Genomic DNA, 14,076 nt, shown 5'->3' on the forward strand with positions numbered 1-14,076 from the left:
GGACACGCGAAAGGAACACCATGGCCCGCCAGACCGTCCTCGCCACCCCGGGGACGACCGTCTCCGCCGCGCTGGACGCCGCCCGCCCGGGGAGCGTCGTACGGATCCGCCCCGGGCGCTACGACGAGAACCTCACGATCACCAAGATGGTGACGCTGGTCGCCGACGACCCGGACGACCCGCCCGAGATCGCCCCGCGCGACGGCTCGGCCGTGCGGGTCCTCGCCGAGGCGGTCAAGCTGTCCGGGCTGGTGCTGCGCGGCGCCGACGCCGAGGCGCCCGTGGTGGACGTGCCGCGCGGCCAGGCCGAGCTGGAGGGCTGCACCGTGCACGGCAACGGCTGGACCGCGCTGCTCTCGCGCGAGCGCGGCTCGCTGGCCATGCGCGAGTGCCGGGTCTCCAACGCGGCGGGCGCCGGACTCGTCGACCTCTCCCCCGAGCCCAGCGTGGTCGTCGACTGCCTCTTCCAGGACCTCGGCAGCTCCGGTCTCGTCCTCGGCGAGGACGCCGCGACGACGGTGCGCTCCTGCACCGTGCGGGAGGCGCGCGGCAACGGTCTGCTCGCCGGCGGCCGGGCCGCCGGCACCGTCACCGGCCTGGTCGTGCGGCGCTCCGTCAAGCCGGGCGTCGCCCTGGAGGAACAGGCCACGACCCGGGTGGTGGAGGCCCGGACCGAGGAGTGCGTGATCGGCTACCACCTGTCCTCCACCGGACGCCCGGTCCTCGCCGACTGCGCCGCCGACGCCCCGGCCACGCACGGCGTCCTGCTGTCCGGCACCGCCGACCCGGAGGTGCTGCGGCTGCGCGTGACCGGCGCGGGCGGCCACGGGATCGCCGCCGTCGAACGCTCCCGCGGCACCTTCACCGACTGCCGGATCGAGGACTCCACGGCCGCCGCCCTCCTGGTCCGCGACCACGCGGCACCCGCCGTGCTGGGCTGCCGGATCTCCGGGGGCCGCGCGGAGGGCGTGGTCCTCTCGGACGCCGCCGCGCCGCGCCTGGACCGGCTCACGGTCGACGGCCCGGCCGGGCACGGCGTGGTCGTGGCGGGCGAGGGCGAGCCCACGCTGCGCGCGGTGGACGTGAGCGGCTGCGGCGGGCACGGCCTCGTCTTCCGCGAGGGCGCGCGCGGCCGGGTCGAGGACGGCTCGGTGACGGACGCCGGGCGGTGCGGTGTCCAGGTCGAGGACGCGCGGCCCGCGCTCCAGGGCACGGTGGTGCGCGGCAGCCGGTCCACCGGGCTCGCCGTACGGGGCGAGAGCGCGCTCACCGCGGTCGACGTGACCGTGGCGGACGCGGGCGCCGACGGGGTGGGCGTGCTGGAGGGCGCCGAGTTCACCGCGGTGCGCGGCCGGATCACGGGCAGCCGGGGCCACGGGGTCCTCGTCGGGCCCGGCGCCGGAGCCCAGTTGACCGACTGCGAGATCACCGGGGGCGCGGCCGACGGGCTGCGGATCGCGAGCGAGCGGCCGGTGCGCGCCGCGCGCTGCGCCGTCACCGGCAACCGGGGCGCGGGCGTCCGCCAGACGGCGGCCGGCGGCCGGCTCGCCGCCGACGGCCTCGACAGCCGGGACAACGGCGAACCCGATGTGCTCGGCGCGCGCGGCGACGGCGCGCCCGAGGCCGCCGCCGAGTCGCCCGGCCCGGGGGCCGGTCCGCTGGCCGCGCTGGACGGACTCGTGGGACTGCGCGCCGTCAAGGAGCAGGTGAGCACGCTCGTCAACCTCAACCGGCTGGCCCGGCGCCGCCGCGAGATGGGCCTGCCGGTCCCGGCGACCGCCCGCCACCTGGTGTTCGCCGGACCGCCCGGCACCGGCAAGACCACCGTGGCCCGGCTCTACGGCGCGGTGCTCGCCTCACTGGGCGAGCTGCGCTCGGGCCACCTGGTGGAGGTGGCGCGGGCCGACCTGGTCGGCGAGTACGTGGGGGCGACCGCCATCAAGACCACCGAGGTCTTCGAACAGGCCCTGGGCGGGGTGCTGTTCGTCGACGAGGCGTACACGCTGGCGGCCGAACCGGGCTCGGGCGGCGCCGACTTCGGGCGCGAGGCCGTCGACACCCTCGTCAAGCTGATGGAGGACCACCGTGACGACGTGGTCGTCATCGCGGCGGGCTACTCCGGGCGCATGCGCGGCTTCCTGGACTCCAACCCGGGGCTCGCCTCCCGGTTCAGCCGCACCGTGGAGTTCGAGAACTACACCCCCGAGGAACTGGTCACCATCGTCCGCACCCACTGCGAGCGCAACCGCTTCACGCTGGCCGGGGCGACCGGGCGGGCGCTCGCCGTGCACTTCGAACGGATGCCGCGCGACGAGTCGTTCGGCAACGCCCGGGAGGCGCGCAAGGTGTTCGAGGAGATGGTGGACCGGCAGGCGTTCCGGCTGGCCGGTTCCGCGGACGTCACCGAGGAGCAGCTGACCCTGCTGCTGCCCGAGGACGTCGGCGAGGAGGCCGCCGCCGCGGTCGCGGCACCCGGCGCCGACGGCACGGGGCCGAGCCGGGTCGGTGAACTCCTCGCCGAACTGGACGCGCTGGTGGGCCTGGAGGGCGCCAAGAGCCAGGTCCGCGACCTGGTGAACCTGCTGTCCACCGCCCGCCGCCGCCGGGCCGGCGGCCTGCCCGCGCCCGCCATCGGCCACCACCTCGTCTTCGCCGGACCGCCCGGCACGGGCAAGACGTCGGTGGCCCGCCTCTACGGCGATCTGCTGGGCGCCCTGGGCGTGCTGCCCCGGGGCCAGTTGGTGGAGGTGGCCCGCGCCGACCTGGTGGGCCGCTACATCGGCCACACCGCGCAGCTCACCGCCGAGGTGTTCGCCCGCGCCCGGGGCGGGGTGCTCTTCATCGACGAGGCGTACGCCCTCACGCCCGAGGGCGCCGCCGGCGGCGACTTCGGCCGCGAGGCCGTGGACACCCTGCTCAAGCTGATGGAGGACCACCGTGACGACACCGCCGTGGTGGTGGCCGGGTACGGGCCCGAGATGGCGCGCTTCCTGGCCTCCAACCCCGGTCTGGCCTCCCGCTTCGGCCGCGTCGTCGACTTCGCCTCCTACGACACCGAGCAACTCGTCGCGATCGTCCGCGCCCAGTGCGCACGGGACGGCTACGAGTGCGCCCCGGACACCCTGGACGCGCTGCGCCGCCACTTCGACACGGTCGAACGGGGTCCCGCGTTCGGCAACGCCCGCTACGCCCGTACGGTGCTGGAGCGCATGATGACCCGTCAGGCGGGCCGCCTCAGTGTCCGGCCCGAGGCGTCGCTCGACGATCTGCGCCTGCTGCTGCCCGAGGACGTGGAGGCGTGAGGGGGCCGCGGGAGGGCGCAGCGGGGGGCGTGCCGGGGCGGCGCGGACGGCCGTACGTCCGGCGGGGCCGCCCGGCGCTCCTCGTGCCGGCCGCCGTGTGCGCGCTGTTCGCGCTGTCGCCGGGGCCCGCCGCGGCGGCGGACGGGGACGGCGCCCTGCCCGCCGTGAGCGCGGTGCCGCCGCAGGGCGGCGGCTGCGTGCGGCCCTCGCCCCGGAAGATGACCCAAGTGCCGTGGCCGCAGCGGTACATCGCGCCGTCACGCGCCTGGGACACCACCCGTGGCGAGGGTGTGACCGTGGCCGTGGTGGACACCGGCGTGGACGCGGGGCACAGCCCCGCGCTGGCGGGCCGGGCCGTGGCGGGGCCGGACGTCACCACGGGCGCCGCGCACGCGGCGGGCACGGACTGCGTCGGCCACGGCACCTTCGTCGCCGGGCTGATCGCGGCGGCCGAGCTGCCGGGCCAGGGCTTCGCCGGGGTCGCGCCGCGGGCGCGGGTGCTGGCGGTGCGCGTCACGGACCGCGACGGCGCGGCGAGCGCCGATCACGTGGCCGCCGGGATCGGCGCGGCCGTGGCGGGCGGCGCAAGGATCGTCGACGTACCGCTGGCGCTGCCCCGGGGCAGCGCGGCGCTCACGGCCGCCGTGCGGGACGCGCAACGGCACGGCGCGCTCGTCGTGGCCCCCGCCTACGGGGAAGCGGACCCGTCCGCGTCAGGCGATCCCGACGCCCCGGCCCCCGCCGCCTATCCGGCCGCGCTCGACGGGGTCCTGGCGGTGGCGTCGCTGGGGCCCGGCGGCGCCCCGGACCAGCAGGCCGCGCCCCGCACGGCACCGGACATCGCCGCGCCCGGCACGGCGGTGATGAGCGTGGGACCGGGCGGTCCCGGCCACTTCACGGGCAGCGGAGCGGACCTGGCGACCGGGTTCGTGGCGGGCGCCGCGGCCCTGGTCGGCGCGGCGCACCCGGAGTCGACGCCCGCGCAGGTGCGGGCGCGGCTGCTGGCGACGGCCTACCCGATGGTGACGGCGGGCCGACCGCTGGTGGGCGCGGGCACCGTCGACCCGTCGGCGGCCGTCAGCACCCCGATGCCCGCGGGCGCCACGCCCGAGGCCGCCGCCCCGCCCGCGCCCGTCGCCCTGGCCGCCCGCGCCTCCCACCGGGGCCGCGGCACCGCCGTGGCCGTGGCGGGAGGCGCGCTGGGGGCGGCGCTGCTGACCGGGTTCGCGGCGTTCACGGTGGCGCGGGCGCGGCGCAGGGGCTGGCGGCCGGGCATCTGACGGCGCTCCGGGCCGGGCCGACGGCTTCGCCGTCAGGGCGCACCGGGGCCCGGCAGGGGCGCGACGGTGCCGGTCAGGGCGCGGGGACGGGGCCGCCGGGCCGGAACCGCTCCACGCCGACGATGTGCCGCACCTTGACGGGGCGTACGACCACCGCGACCCGCCGCTCCCCCGGCATCAGCCACTCGAAGCGTTCGGCGCCGAGGTACTTGCGGGCCAGCCGGTCCATCCGCTCGTGCGCCTCCTCGCCCTCGATGAAGCGGTCCACCACCCCGCTGATCTGCACCCGGTCGAAGGGGTCGGCGGCGTCCGCGTGGGAGAGGTAGACGCGGGGATCGCGGCGCAGGTTCTCCTCCTTGACCCGGCCCACCGAGGTGTTGAACGACAGCGCGTCGTCGCCTTCCAGATCCACCCACATCGGACTGACCTGCGGTGCTCCGTCGGCGAACACGGTGCCGACGTACCAGATGAGAGGGGCGCGCAGCCGGGCGCGTACGGTTTCGTCGAAGATCACGTCCATCTCGGGTGCCTACCCACGGCGGCCCGCCGGACACCGGGCGGCCGACGACGCGGCGGCCGGTGACGCGACGGCCGCGCGAGGGGTCGCGTCAGCGCTCGGTGCCGGTCGTGCTCGTCCTGGTCACGACGGCGCCGAACAGGGCGAGCCCCTTGATCACCACGCGGGGCGCGCCGGGCCGTCCGGTCCTCCGGGCGGCGCCCTTCCCGAGCACACCGAACAGGCCGAACCCCTTGACCTCGACGTCGATGTCGTCGGGCACCGTGATCCTGGTGCCGCCCCACAGGGCCACGGCCCGGATCTCGGTGTCCTGGCTGCTGAAGCGGGCCTGCGACAGATCCACCCGTCCACCGCCCCACATCGACCAGAGGGTCAGCCGGGGCGGCACGACCCACTGGCCCTTGCGCACGAACCCGCCGAAGACGCCCGCGACGAACCCGCCCGGAGGTCGGCGGCCGGTTCACCACCAGGTCGTCCCTGGGGCCCGGTGCGGGCAGGCCGCGGCACGCCTCCACCAGCTCGCCGCGGGTGCGTGCCCCGTACACCTCGTCGAGGCGGGACGCCAGCAGCTCTAGGGTCTTTCGTTTGGATCAGGCCGGATGAGGGAGCGGGGTCTGGTGCCGTGCCTCGCAAGGCGGAGGAGGGCGGCATGGCGGAGCCATGGCAACCGACGACAACGCCGCGAGGTGCGGTGCCAGGGCACGCGAGCCCGGCACGATCCGAACGAGAGGCCCTAGGGGCAGCCGCCCGCCCTCCACGGCCGTCCGCAGCCGCCGGGCCGCCTGCTCGCGGTCGTCGTCCGAGGCGAGGACCGCCTGTTCGGCGGCGACGGACCGCCCCTCGGACCCGGTGCGTGCCGGGTCCGTCGTCATGGCGCCACCCGGTCGCGGTGCGCGGAGAAGAGCTTCCCCGGTGTCTGTTCGGGCGCGCGCCTGCGTCGTACGGTCATGACCCCCCTGTCGGCACGGTGGACGATACCGGGCACCTCTCCGTGCCAACAAGGCTCCCGCCCGCGCCGGGAGCGGCGCGGGCGGCGACGGCCGGGGCGGTTCAGGCGCGGCTCACCCGCGGCTCAGCAGTTCGGCGATCCGGGCGAGGCCGTCGCCGCCGTGCCCCTGGCCGATGGCGCGGCGGGCCCAGCCCTCGGCGGCGCGCATCACCCCCGCGTCGATGCCGTGGCCCTCGGAGGTGTGCACGATGTGGGCCATCGAGGACGCCGCGGAGGTGAGCGGGTTGCCCAGCTCGGAGAAGTGCCCGCTGTCCACCTCCTGCGCGGCCTGCTCGAAGATCGGCGGGAGGATGGCGCTGATCCCCGCGGCGAACGGGGCGAGTTCGCGCGCGCCCACTCCCTCGGCGCGGGCCAGCGCCAGCGCGTGGGTGTAGCCCGCGACGGCCGTCCAGAAGAGGTCGAGCAGCGCGATGTCGTACGCGGCCGCCCGGCCGATCTCCTCTCCGAGGTGGGTGTGGGTGCCGCCCAGCGCGGCCAGCACGGGCCGGTGCGCGCGGTACAGCTCCTCGGGGCCGCTGTGCAGGAACACCGCCGCCGGGGTGCCGATGGTGGGCGTCGGCGTCATGATCGCGCCGTCGAGGTAGCGGACACCGTGCCCGGCCGCCCAGCCGGCGGTGGCGCGGGCGCGGTCCGGGGTGTCGGCGGACAGATTGGCCACGGTGCGGCCCTTGAGGGCGTCGGTGACCTCCGGGTCGCGTAGGACGGCGTCCACGGCGTCGTAATTCACCACGCAGACCACCGTCAGCGGGCTCGCGGCGACCGCCTCCCGGGTGGTGCGGGCGCCGGACGCGCCGCGGGCGACCAGCTCGCGGTCACGGCCGGGCGTGCGGTTCCAGACCGTGGTGCGCACTCCCGCGTCGAGGAAGGCACCCGCCAGGGACCGGCCCATCGGTCCGAGGCCGAGGACGGTGACGGCGGGCTGTCCGGTGTGCGATGACATGATGCGACTCCATGGGTGACAAAGGGCTTTGCGAGGAAACGGGGGGCGGGGATGACACGCGGTCGTGCCCAGGATCCGGATGTCTGCGGGGTGACCGCGGCCATCGCCGTGATCGACGGCAAGTGGAAGACGGCCCTGCTGTGGCTGCTGGAGTCCGGTCCGTGCCGCCCCGGTGAGCTGCGCCGGCGACTGCCGGGCCTCAGCGAGAAGGTGCTCACCCAGGCACTGCGCGAGATGGAGGGCGACGGGCTCGTGCACCGGGAGGTGCACGACGTGCTGCCGCTGAAGACGGTGTACTCCCTGACCGCGTTCGGCCGGGACCTCTCCGAGGCGCTGGCACCACTGTCCGACTGGGGCCACCGCCGCCTGGCGAGGCTCACCGGTGCGGATCAGCCGGCGTCCTGACGGTACATCAACTCCTTTCCCCGAGACCGGCGTCCGCTGTTCTCCGTGCGCCCTCCACCAGGGTCGCCGCGCCCGGGACCGCCCACAAGTACCCACAAAAAGGTGGGTACCGGCGAGGCGGGGTTGCCCCTGACGCGCGGGTCAGGGTTTAGCGTCGGCCGGCCCGGCGGCGCCGTCCGCGGACGCCGGACGTGCACACTTACCCGCCCCGCCCTCAGGAGGCCACCCATGTCCGCAGCGCTGCCCCGCACCGGCCGCGAGGTCCGGCTCGCCGCCGTGCCCGAAGGGCTGCCCACCCCGGCCGACTTCACCGTCACCGAGGTCCCGCTGCCCGCCCCGGGACCGGGCCGGGTCCTCGTCCGCAACCGGCAGTTCCTGGTCTTCGGCGGGCTGCGCACGCTCGTCGGCGGCGCCGCCCGGGACACTCCGGTGCCGGGAATACGCCCGGGGGAGGCGCTGTTCGGGCCGGCGGTCGGCGAAGTGGTCGCCGCGCCGGAGGGCGGCGCGCTGCGGCCCGGCGACCTGGTCACGCATCTGCTGGGCTGGCGCGAGTACGCCCTGGTCCCGGTGGCGCGGTGCACCGCCGTCGATCCGGCGCTGCCCGACCCGGTCGCCCACCTCTCCTCCGGATCCGCCGCCTACGGGGCGCTGACCAGGCTCACCGGGGTGCGCGAGGGCGATGTCGTCCTGGTCACCGGCGCGGCGGGCGGCGTGGGGTCCCTCGCGGGGCAGATCGCCCGGCTGCTGGGGGCCGCCCGGGTCATCGGCACCACCGGCTCACCGGACAAGGCAGGACGTCTCGTCTCCGAACTCGGCTACGACGCGGCCCTGACCACCGGTTTCCGGGCGGCGGACGGGAGCGGGGCGGAGCGCCGGGAGGCGCGGCAGGCGTTCGCCGGGCAGCTCGCCGCCGCCGCGCCGGACGGCATCGACGTCCTGCTCGACACGACGGGCGGCCCCCAGCTCACCGCGGCGGTGGACGCCGCCCGCCAGGGTGCCCGCTTCGCCCTGGTGGGGGCGCTGTCCGGGCAGTTCGCGGCGGCGGGCGGCGGCGGCAGGGCCCCGGTCGAGGTCGACGCCTTCCGGCTCATCGTCAAGGGGATGACGCTGAAGGGGTACACCGGTGTCGACCATCCCGACGTGGAGCGGGAGTGGACCGGGCGGTTCGCACACTGGCTGCGCTCCGGTCTGATCCGTTTCCCGCTCACCCGCGTCCCGGGCATCGATCGCGCCCCGCTGGCGTTGCAGGAACTGATCGCGGGAGAGCGGTTCGGCACGGTCGTCGTCGAGTTGCCGCACCACGGCTGACGGCCGCCGCGCGGAGCGGGAGGGGCACGTATGCGGATCGGGGACGCGGCGGCCGCCGTGGGCGCGACGCCCAGGGCACTGCGCTTCTACGAGCAGCGCGGGCTGCTGCCGCCACCGCGGCGCACCGCGGCGGGCCAGCGGGACTACGGGCCCGACGACCTCGCCGTCCTGCGCACCGTGCGGGACCTGCTCGCCCTGGGGCTCACCGTCGAGGATCTGCGCGGCATCGCCGACCGGCTGCCGCTCCTCACCGGGCGCCCGCCGGGCTGCGCCCCGGCGGCGCCCGGCGCTCGGGGGCCCGGGGTCGTCGGCGCGACGGTCGTGGAGCGGCGGATCGCCGCGCTGGACGCGGACATCGAACGGCTCACCCGGCTGCGGGACGCACTGAAGGCGGGCCTGGCCGGGCGCGGGGAGCCCGGCGGCGACCGATAGCGGCCCGAGCCGCCCCGGCCGCCTACCACCGGCCCTCAGCCCTCAGCCGACGGCCGCAGTACACCCCCGTATTGAAACGCACGATTCAAAACACTACGCTCCCACCATGGCCCGACCGAGGACGTTCGACGAGGAAAGGGCCCTGGAATCGGCGATGCGCATGTTCTGGGAGAAGGGCTACGAAGCCACCTCCACCCAGGACCTGTGCGACGCCACGGGTCTGGGGCGCAGCAGCATCTACAACACCTTCAAGAGCAAGCACGACCTCTTCGAGCGGGCCCTGGCCCGCTACATCGACTCCACGACGGCCACCCAGCTGGCCGTCCTGGAGGACCGGCGGCACACCGCGGCCGACCGTCTCCGCGCCCTGCTGGCCGTGATCGTGGAGAGCGAGACGGAACACCGGCTCGGCGGTCGCAGCCTCGGCTGCCTGACCGTGAACACCACGGTCGAACTGGCCGCCCGGGACGTCCGCGCGGCACGGATGCTGGAGCGCGACACGGCCCGCCGCCTGGCCGCGCTGCGCGCGACGGTCGAGGAGGGCCGGCGGGACGGCAGCATCACCTCCGTACGGGACGCCGACGCGCTGGCCCGCTTCGTGAACGCCGCGATCGGCGGCATGCGCGTCTCCGGCCAGGGCGGCGCCGACCGGACCGCCCTGGAGGCGATCGCCGAGGTCACCATGGACGCACTGACCCGCTGACCCGCCGACTCACTCACCCACCACCCCCCCCTCGCGGGCCCTCGCCTTCCCCTGCCCACGTTTTGAACTGAACGTTTCATAACCAAGAGGAGAACGTACCGTGCCTAGTGCCGTATACGTCCTGGCGCTCGGCATCTTCGCCATGGTGACCAGTGAGTTCGTGGTCGCCGGGCTGATGCCGCAGATGGCCGAGGGACTGGACGTGACCGTCCCGCAGATCGGCTACCTCATCACGGCGTTCGCGGTGGCCATGGCCGCCGGCGGGCCCTTCCTGACGGTGGCCCTGATGCGGGTCCCGCCGCGCACGGCGCTGATGACGCTCTTCGCCGTCTTCCTGGCGGGCAACGTCCTGGCCGCGACCGCGCGGGACTACGCCATGATGCTGGCCGCCCGGATCGTGACCGGCGTCGCCTCACAGGCGTTCTTCGGCCTCGGCATATCGCTGTGCGCCCGGCTCACCCGGCCCGAGGTCCGGGGACGCGCCATCGCCGTCGCCATGAACGGCCTCATGCTCGGCACCCTGCTCGGGCTGCCCCTGTCGACCCTGGTCGGCGAGCGGTTCGGCTGGCGCGCGGCGTTCTGGGCCGTCACCCTGATCACCGTCGCCGCCGCCGCGGCCACCCTCGCCGGGGTGCCCCGCCTCGGGCGCGCCGAGGACTCGGGCGGCCTGCGCGCCGAACTGGGCGTCTTCAGGCGGCGCCGGCTGTGGCTGGTGTTCTCCACCAGCACGCTCGTCATCGGCGCCACCTTCTCCGCGTTCAGCTACCTCAACCCCATCCTCACCGAGGTCACCGGCTTCTCCCCCGGTGCCGTGCCCGTCCTGCTGATCGCGTACGGCGCCGCCACCGTCGCCGGGAACCATGTGGTCGGACGCCTCGCCGACCGCCACGCCGTGCCGGTGCTCGCCCTCGGTCTGCTGCTCAACACGGTCTTCCTGAGCGGCTTCGCCCTCCTCGCCGGGCTCCCCGTGCCCGCCGTCGCCTGCATGCTGGGCGTCGGACTGGTCGGCGTCACCATGAATCCGGCCATGGTCACCCGGGTCCAGCGCGCCGGGAACGCGGGCCCGCTGGTCAACACCGTCCACTCCTCCTTCATCACCCTCGGCGTGATCCTCGGCTCCTCCCTGGGCGCCGTGGCGATCGAAGCCCGGGGGCTGCGCGCGCCGCTCTGGCTCGGCGCGGTCATGGCCGTGGCGGGTCTGGCCACACTCCTGCCCGAACTCACCCGCCGCCGCGCGTCCGAGGAGTGGCCCGCCCGGCCGCCGCTTCAGCGGTCGGCCGGCTGACCGGTCCCGGGCACGGCGCGGGTCTCGGGGATCCGCAGGGCGAGGACGGCGATGTCGTCGTGCTGGTCGTCGTTGAGCCGGTCGAGCAGTTCGTCGAGGAAGACCGGCAGGGGCTCGCGGGCCAGTGCGGTGGCGTGCTGGCGCAGCCGGGTCAGCCCTCGTCCGATGTCCTCGCCGGGGCGTTCCACGAGACCGTCCGTGTAGAAGAGCAGGGTCGAACCGGGGTCCAGGACGGTCGTGGCGGTCTGGCGGACGAGGGTCGGGTCGACCCCCAGGACGGGGGCGTGGCCCGCCTCCAGCAGCAGGGTGCGGCCGTCGGGCCGGGCCAGCAGCGGCGGAAGGTGGCCCGCGTTGGTCCAGTGGAGTCGCCACGGCGCGGTGGCGTCGGTGGTGGGTGTTTCGAGGCGGGCGATGACGGCGGTGACGAGTTCGATGCCGGTCAGGCCCTGCATGACGCGGTCCAGGCGGCTCATCACCCCGGCCGGGTCGTCGCCGCTGTCGTAGGCGAGGGCGCGCAGCATGTTGCGCAGCTGGCCCATGCGGACGGCGGCGGCCAGGTCGTGGCCGACGACGTCACCGATGGCGAGCACCGCCGAGCCGTCGGGGAGCGGGAAGGCGTCGTACCAGTCGCCACCCACCTCGGCGCGCTCGCGGGCGGCCACGTAGCGGGCGGCGAGCTGGAGGTGGGCCAGACCGGTCAGGTCGGGCAGCAGGGAGAGCTGGAGCTGCTCGGCGGTGTACTGCTGGAGCGCGTACAGCCGGGCGTTGTCCAGCGCCAGCCCCGCCCGGTGCCCCAGATCCGCCGCCAGCGCCTGCTCCTGCTCGTCGAACACGGCACCCGGCGCACGCCGCACGAACGTCAGCGCGCCCAGTGTCTGCCGTCGTACGCGCATGGGCACGATCAGCGCGGTCCCGGCACCGAGCATGCGGTACAGCGCCCGCTGGGCGGCCTTGAGGGGGTCCTGCGGGTCGGGTTCGCCGAAGTCGGTGATCTCCAGCGGGCCCGCTCCGCGCAGCACCTTCGCGACGGCGGCGCCCGAGTCGTCCGGGCCGGGCAGGAATCCTCCCGGCAGCACCCGCAGCGCCCGCTCCGGGTCCCGGTCGGTGACCGTGAGACGGCGCAGTCCCTCGCCGTCGACGACGTCGACCACACAGGCGTCGGCCAGGTTGGGCACCACCACCCGGGCCAGGCGGCGCAGCGCCTCCTCCGCGTCCAGACCCGAGGCCAGCGCCCGGCTCGCCTCGGCCAGCAGCCGCAGCCGGGCCGCGGCGGGCTCCGGTACCGGCTCGCCGGACGGTCCTCCCGGCGGTGCGGGCTCCCGCTTCATCACGCTCCCTCCTGACGGCGCCGCCGCCGGTGCCGCCGCCGTGCGGGACGGCGGCGGGACCGGCGGATCGCCTCCAGTCTGCGGCTCCGGCGGGCCGAGGACATCCGGGCGCGCCGGGCGTCCGGGAGGTCGTCGGCGGAGCGCCGTGCGCTAGGCGGGCGCGAGGAGCGGTACCGGCGCGTCGACCGGGTGTGTCAGCCGCCGGTCTCCTCGGCGAGCTTCTTGATGCCCTGGAGGGTGGCCTCCATGCCGCGGCGCAGTTCGTCCCGGCGGTAGGCGAGGATGGCCTCCTTCCGGTCGGGTCGCTGCTCGATGGCCACGGTGACCCCGCTGCGGCCGGGTCCGCCGCGCATCGACTGGCGCAGCAGGGTGCCGCCGTCGTCCGCCTCCAGCTCGTAGCGCCAGAAGGCGAGGGCCTGGGCGAGGTCCGGGGCCGGTGCGCCGTAGCGGCCGTCCGGGTCGGTGACGGCCCAGGCGAAGACGCGCCGTTCGTCCAGTTCGACGACGTGGGAGACGGTGCGCCAGTCACCGGCCAGGGGGTTGCTGTTGTGGCCCTCGAAGCGTGCTCCGAGGGCGGGCCGGTCGGCGCCGTCGAGCCACTCGACCCGTTGCAGTTCCGGGCTGAGCCGGGCGGGCAGGTGGATGTCGGTCACCAGCTGCCACACCCGGGCGGGATCCGCCCGGACGCGGACCTCGCAGCGGACGTGCAGACCTTCGCCGTCGTGCATCTCTTCCCCCAGGTGAGAACCGTCGCCGACCGGCCACCGGGTCCCGCGTCCGCGGGCAGGCCGATCATGCGCAGGCTAGTCCAACGCGCCGCCCGCGCGGGTGTGTTCCCTCTCCCTTTTCAATCTCCTCCGGTCCCTTCGACCAGGCGGCGCAGCGAGGGCAGCAGCGCGTCGAGGTCCTGCCCGGTCCGGAAGGCGACGACGGTGGTGCCGCCCTCGCCGCCCTCCGCGGTGTGCGGGCGGGTGTCCGGTGCCGGGAACAGGTCCAGCACCTCGCGCATCGCCTCGTCGATCTCCGCCACCGGGTCCGCCGACTCGCCGCGCAGCCACCGCCGCAGCACATGGTTGTGGGCGGCGACGACCGAGGCCGCCATCAGCTCGGCGCGCAGCGACGCCGACGCCGTGGGGGCGCCCATCCACTCGGCGATGAACTCGCGGAACAGCCGCTGGTAGCGCGCCACGCTCGCGATCTCCCGGTCGCGCAGGACGGCCACCCTGCTGGTCAGCGCGTAGCGGCGGCGGGCGAGGCCGCCCTCCTCGACGTAGTGCAGCAGGACCAGGCGCACCGCGTCCGAGACGGCGGCCAGGGCGGTGCGGTGGCTGGAGGTGGCCAGCCGGTCCCGGATCAGCTCCAGCAGCCGGTCGTGGTCGGGGAAGACGACGGCTTCCTTGGACCGGTAGTTCCGGAAGAACGTCGTGCGTCCCACTCCGGCCCGTTCCGCGATGTCGTCCACGGTCGTCTGCTCGTACCCGCGTTCGTCGAAGAGCGCGAAGGCGGCGTCCGCCAGCCGGATCCGCGTGGGTGTCTTGCTCATGACCGCTCATCCTCCCCTGTCCCG

General features: G+C 75.6%; 13 protein-coding genes. 7 read left to right on the forward strand and 6 right to left on the reverse strand.

Annotated elements, in window-relative coordinates; genetic code table 11:
* Positions 1 to 20 precede the first annotated feature (20 nt).
* Both A8713_RS01385 and A8713_RS01390 read left to right on the forward strand, forming a co-directional pair.
* Positions 21 to 3,302 carry an AAA family ATPase gene (locus A8713_RS01385; protein WP_064531010.1) on the forward strand — a complete coding sequence of 1,094 codons (3,282 nt, stop codon included), beginning with the start codon at positions 21 to 23 and terminating at the stop codon, positions 3,300 to 3,302.
* An 83-nt stretch (positions 3,303 to 3,385) separates the two neighbouring features.
* The gene (locus tag A8713_RS01390; protein ID WP_064537177.1) at positions 3,386 to 4,582 is read left to right on the forward strand and encodes a S8 family serine peptidase; all 1,197 of its coding nucleotides are present in this window, start codon (positions 3,386 to 3,388) and stop codon (positions 4,580 to 4,582) included.
* Between the two features lie 73 nt (positions 4,583 to 4,655).
* On the opposite strand, the gene A8713_RS01395 is transcribed toward A8713_RS01390, so the two are convergent.
* From A8713_RS01395 to A8713_RS01405, 3 genes are all read right to left on the reverse strand, one after another.
* Entirely contained in the window at positions 4,656 to 5,102 is a 447-nt protein-coding gene (locus A8713_RS01395; protein ID WP_064531011.1) for a TIGR03618 family F420-dependent PPOX class oxidoreductase, read from the reverse strand.
* An 88-nt stretch (positions 5,103 to 5,190) separates the two neighbouring features.
* The gene (locus tag A8713_RS01400; protein ID WP_064531012.1) at positions 5,191 to 5,508 is read right to left on the reverse strand and encodes a LiaF domain-containing protein; all 318 of its coding nucleotides are present in this window, start codon (positions 5,506 to 5,508) and stop codon (positions 5,191 to 5,193) included.
* 652 nt (positions 5,509 to 6,160) lie between these two features.
* A complete protein-coding gene (locus A8713_RS01405) occupies positions 6,161 to 7,048 on the reverse strand; it encodes an NAD(P)-dependent oxidoreductase (RefSeq protein WP_064531013.1) in 888 nt (295 codons plus the stop codon).
* Positions 7,049 to 7,099: 51 nt separating this feature from the next.
* On the opposite strand from A8713_RS01405, the gene A8713_RS01410 reads away from it, so the two are divergent.
* From A8713_RS01410 to A8713_RS01430, 5 genes are all read left to right on the forward strand, one after another.
* Entirely contained in the window at positions 7,100 to 7,453 is a 354-nt protein-coding gene (locus A8713_RS01410) for a winged helix-turn-helix transcriptional regulator (protein WP_064531014.1), read from the forward strand.
* A gap of 228 nt (positions 7,454 to 7,681) precedes the next feature.
* Complete coding sequence (locus tag A8713_RS01415; RefSeq protein WP_064531015.1) at positions 7,682 to 8,761, forward strand: MDR family NADP-dependent oxidoreductase; 1,080 nt, start codon at positions 7,682 to 7,684, stop codon at positions 8,759 to 8,761.
* Positions 8,762 to 8,791: 30 nt separating this feature from the next.
* Positions 8,792 to 9,193 (forward strand): MerR family transcriptional regulator, encoded by a 402-nt coding sequence (locus tag A8713_RS01420; protein WP_064531016.1) that lies wholly within the window; start codon positions 8,792 to 8,794, stop codon positions 9,191 to 9,193.
* A 106-nt stretch (positions 9,194 to 9,299) separates the two neighbouring features.
* Positions 9,300 to 9,896: a TetR/AcrR family transcriptional regulator gene (locus A8713_RS01425; protein WP_064531017.1), complete on the forward strand. Its 597-nt coding sequence runs from the start codon at positions 9,300 to 9,302 to the stop codon at positions 9,894 to 9,896.
* Positions 9,897 to 9,996: 100 nt separating this feature from the next.
* Positions 9,997 to 11,181 carry an MFS transporter gene (locus A8713_RS01430; protein WP_064531018.1) on the forward strand — a complete coding sequence of 395 codons (1,185 nt, stop codon included), beginning with the start codon at positions 9,997 to 9,999 and terminating at the stop codon, positions 11,179 to 11,181.
* On the opposite strand, the gene A8713_RS01435 is transcribed toward A8713_RS01430, so the two are convergent.
* The 3 genes from A8713_RS01435 to A8713_RS01445 all read right to left on the reverse strand — a co-directional run bounded on the left by A8713_RS01435 (position 11,163) and on the right by A8713_RS01445 (position 14,052).
* Positions 11,163 to 12,509: a PP2C family protein-serine/threonine phosphatase gene (locus tag A8713_RS01435; protein ID WP_261340616.1), complete on the reverse strand. Its 1,347-nt coding sequence runs from the start codon at positions 12,507 to 12,509 to the stop codon at positions 11,163 to 11,165. The genes A8713_RS01430 and A8713_RS01435 overlap by 19 nt on opposite strands.
* Positions 12,510 to 12,703: 194 nt before the next feature.
* Positions 12,704 to 13,237: an SRPBCC family protein gene (locus A8713_RS01440; protein ID WP_064531020.1), complete on the reverse strand. Its 534-nt coding sequence runs from the start codon at positions 13,235 to 13,237 to the stop codon at positions 12,704 to 12,706.
* A 119-nt stretch (positions 13,238 to 13,356) separates the two neighbouring features.
* Positions 13,357 to 14,052 (reverse strand): TetR/AcrR family transcriptional regulator, encoded by a 696-nt coding sequence (locus A8713_RS01445; RefSeq protein WP_064531021.1) that lies wholly within the window; start codon positions 14,050 to 14,052, stop codon positions 13,357 to 13,359.
* Positions 14,053 to 14,076 lie beyond the last annotated feature (24 nt).

It is taken from the genome of Streptomyces sp. SAT1 (assembly GCF_001654495.1).
GTDB lineage: Bacteria > Actinomycetota > Actinomycetes > Streptomycetales > Streptomycetaceae > Streptomyces > Streptomyces andamanensis.

What these genes read in the sequence shown, in the direction of transcription:
- A8713_RS01385 (WP_064531010.1), top strand. Translation starts at nt 21, where the DNA reads ATGGCCCGCCAGACCGTCCTCGCCACCCCGGGGACGACCGTCTCCGCC.
- A8713_RS01395 (WP_064531011.1), bottom strand. Translation starts at nt 5,102, where the DNA reads ATGGACGTGATCTTCGACGAAACCGTACGCGCCCGGCTGCGCGCCCCT.
- A8713_RS01405 (WP_064531013.1), bottom strand. Translation starts at nt 7,048, where the DNA reads ATGTCATCGCACACCGGACAGCCCGCCGTCACCGTCCTCGGCCTCGGA.
- A8713_RS01410 (WP_064531014.1), top strand. Translation starts at nt 7,100, where the DNA reads ATGACACGCGGTCGTGCCCAGGATCCGGATGTCTGCGGGGTGACCGCG.
- A8713_RS01415 (WP_064531015.1), top strand. Translation starts at nt 7,682, where the DNA reads ATGTCCGCAGCGCTGCCCCGCACCGGCCGCGAGGTCCGGCTCGCCGCC.
- A8713_RS01420 (WP_064531016.1), top strand. Translation starts at nt 8,792, where the DNA reads ATGCGGATCGGGGACGCGGCGGCCGCCGTGGGCGCGACGCCCAGGGCA.
- A8713_RS01425 (WP_064531017.1), top strand. Translation starts at nt 9,300, where the DNA reads ATGGCCCGACCGAGGACGTTCGACGAGGAAAGGGCCCTGGAATCGGCG.
- A8713_RS01435 (WP_261340616.1), bottom strand. Translation starts at nt 12,509, where the DNA reads ATGAAGCGGGAGCCCGCACCGCCGGGAGGACCGTCCGGCGAGCCGGTA.
- A8713_RS01440 (WP_064531020.1), bottom strand. Translation starts at nt 13,237, where the DNA reads ATGCACGACGGCGAAGGTCTGCACGTCCGCTGCGAGGTCCGCGTCCGG.
- A8713_RS01445 (WP_064531021.1), bottom strand. Translation starts at nt 14,052, where the DNA reads ATGAGCAAGACACCCACGCGGATCCGGCTGGCGGACGCCGCCTTCGCG.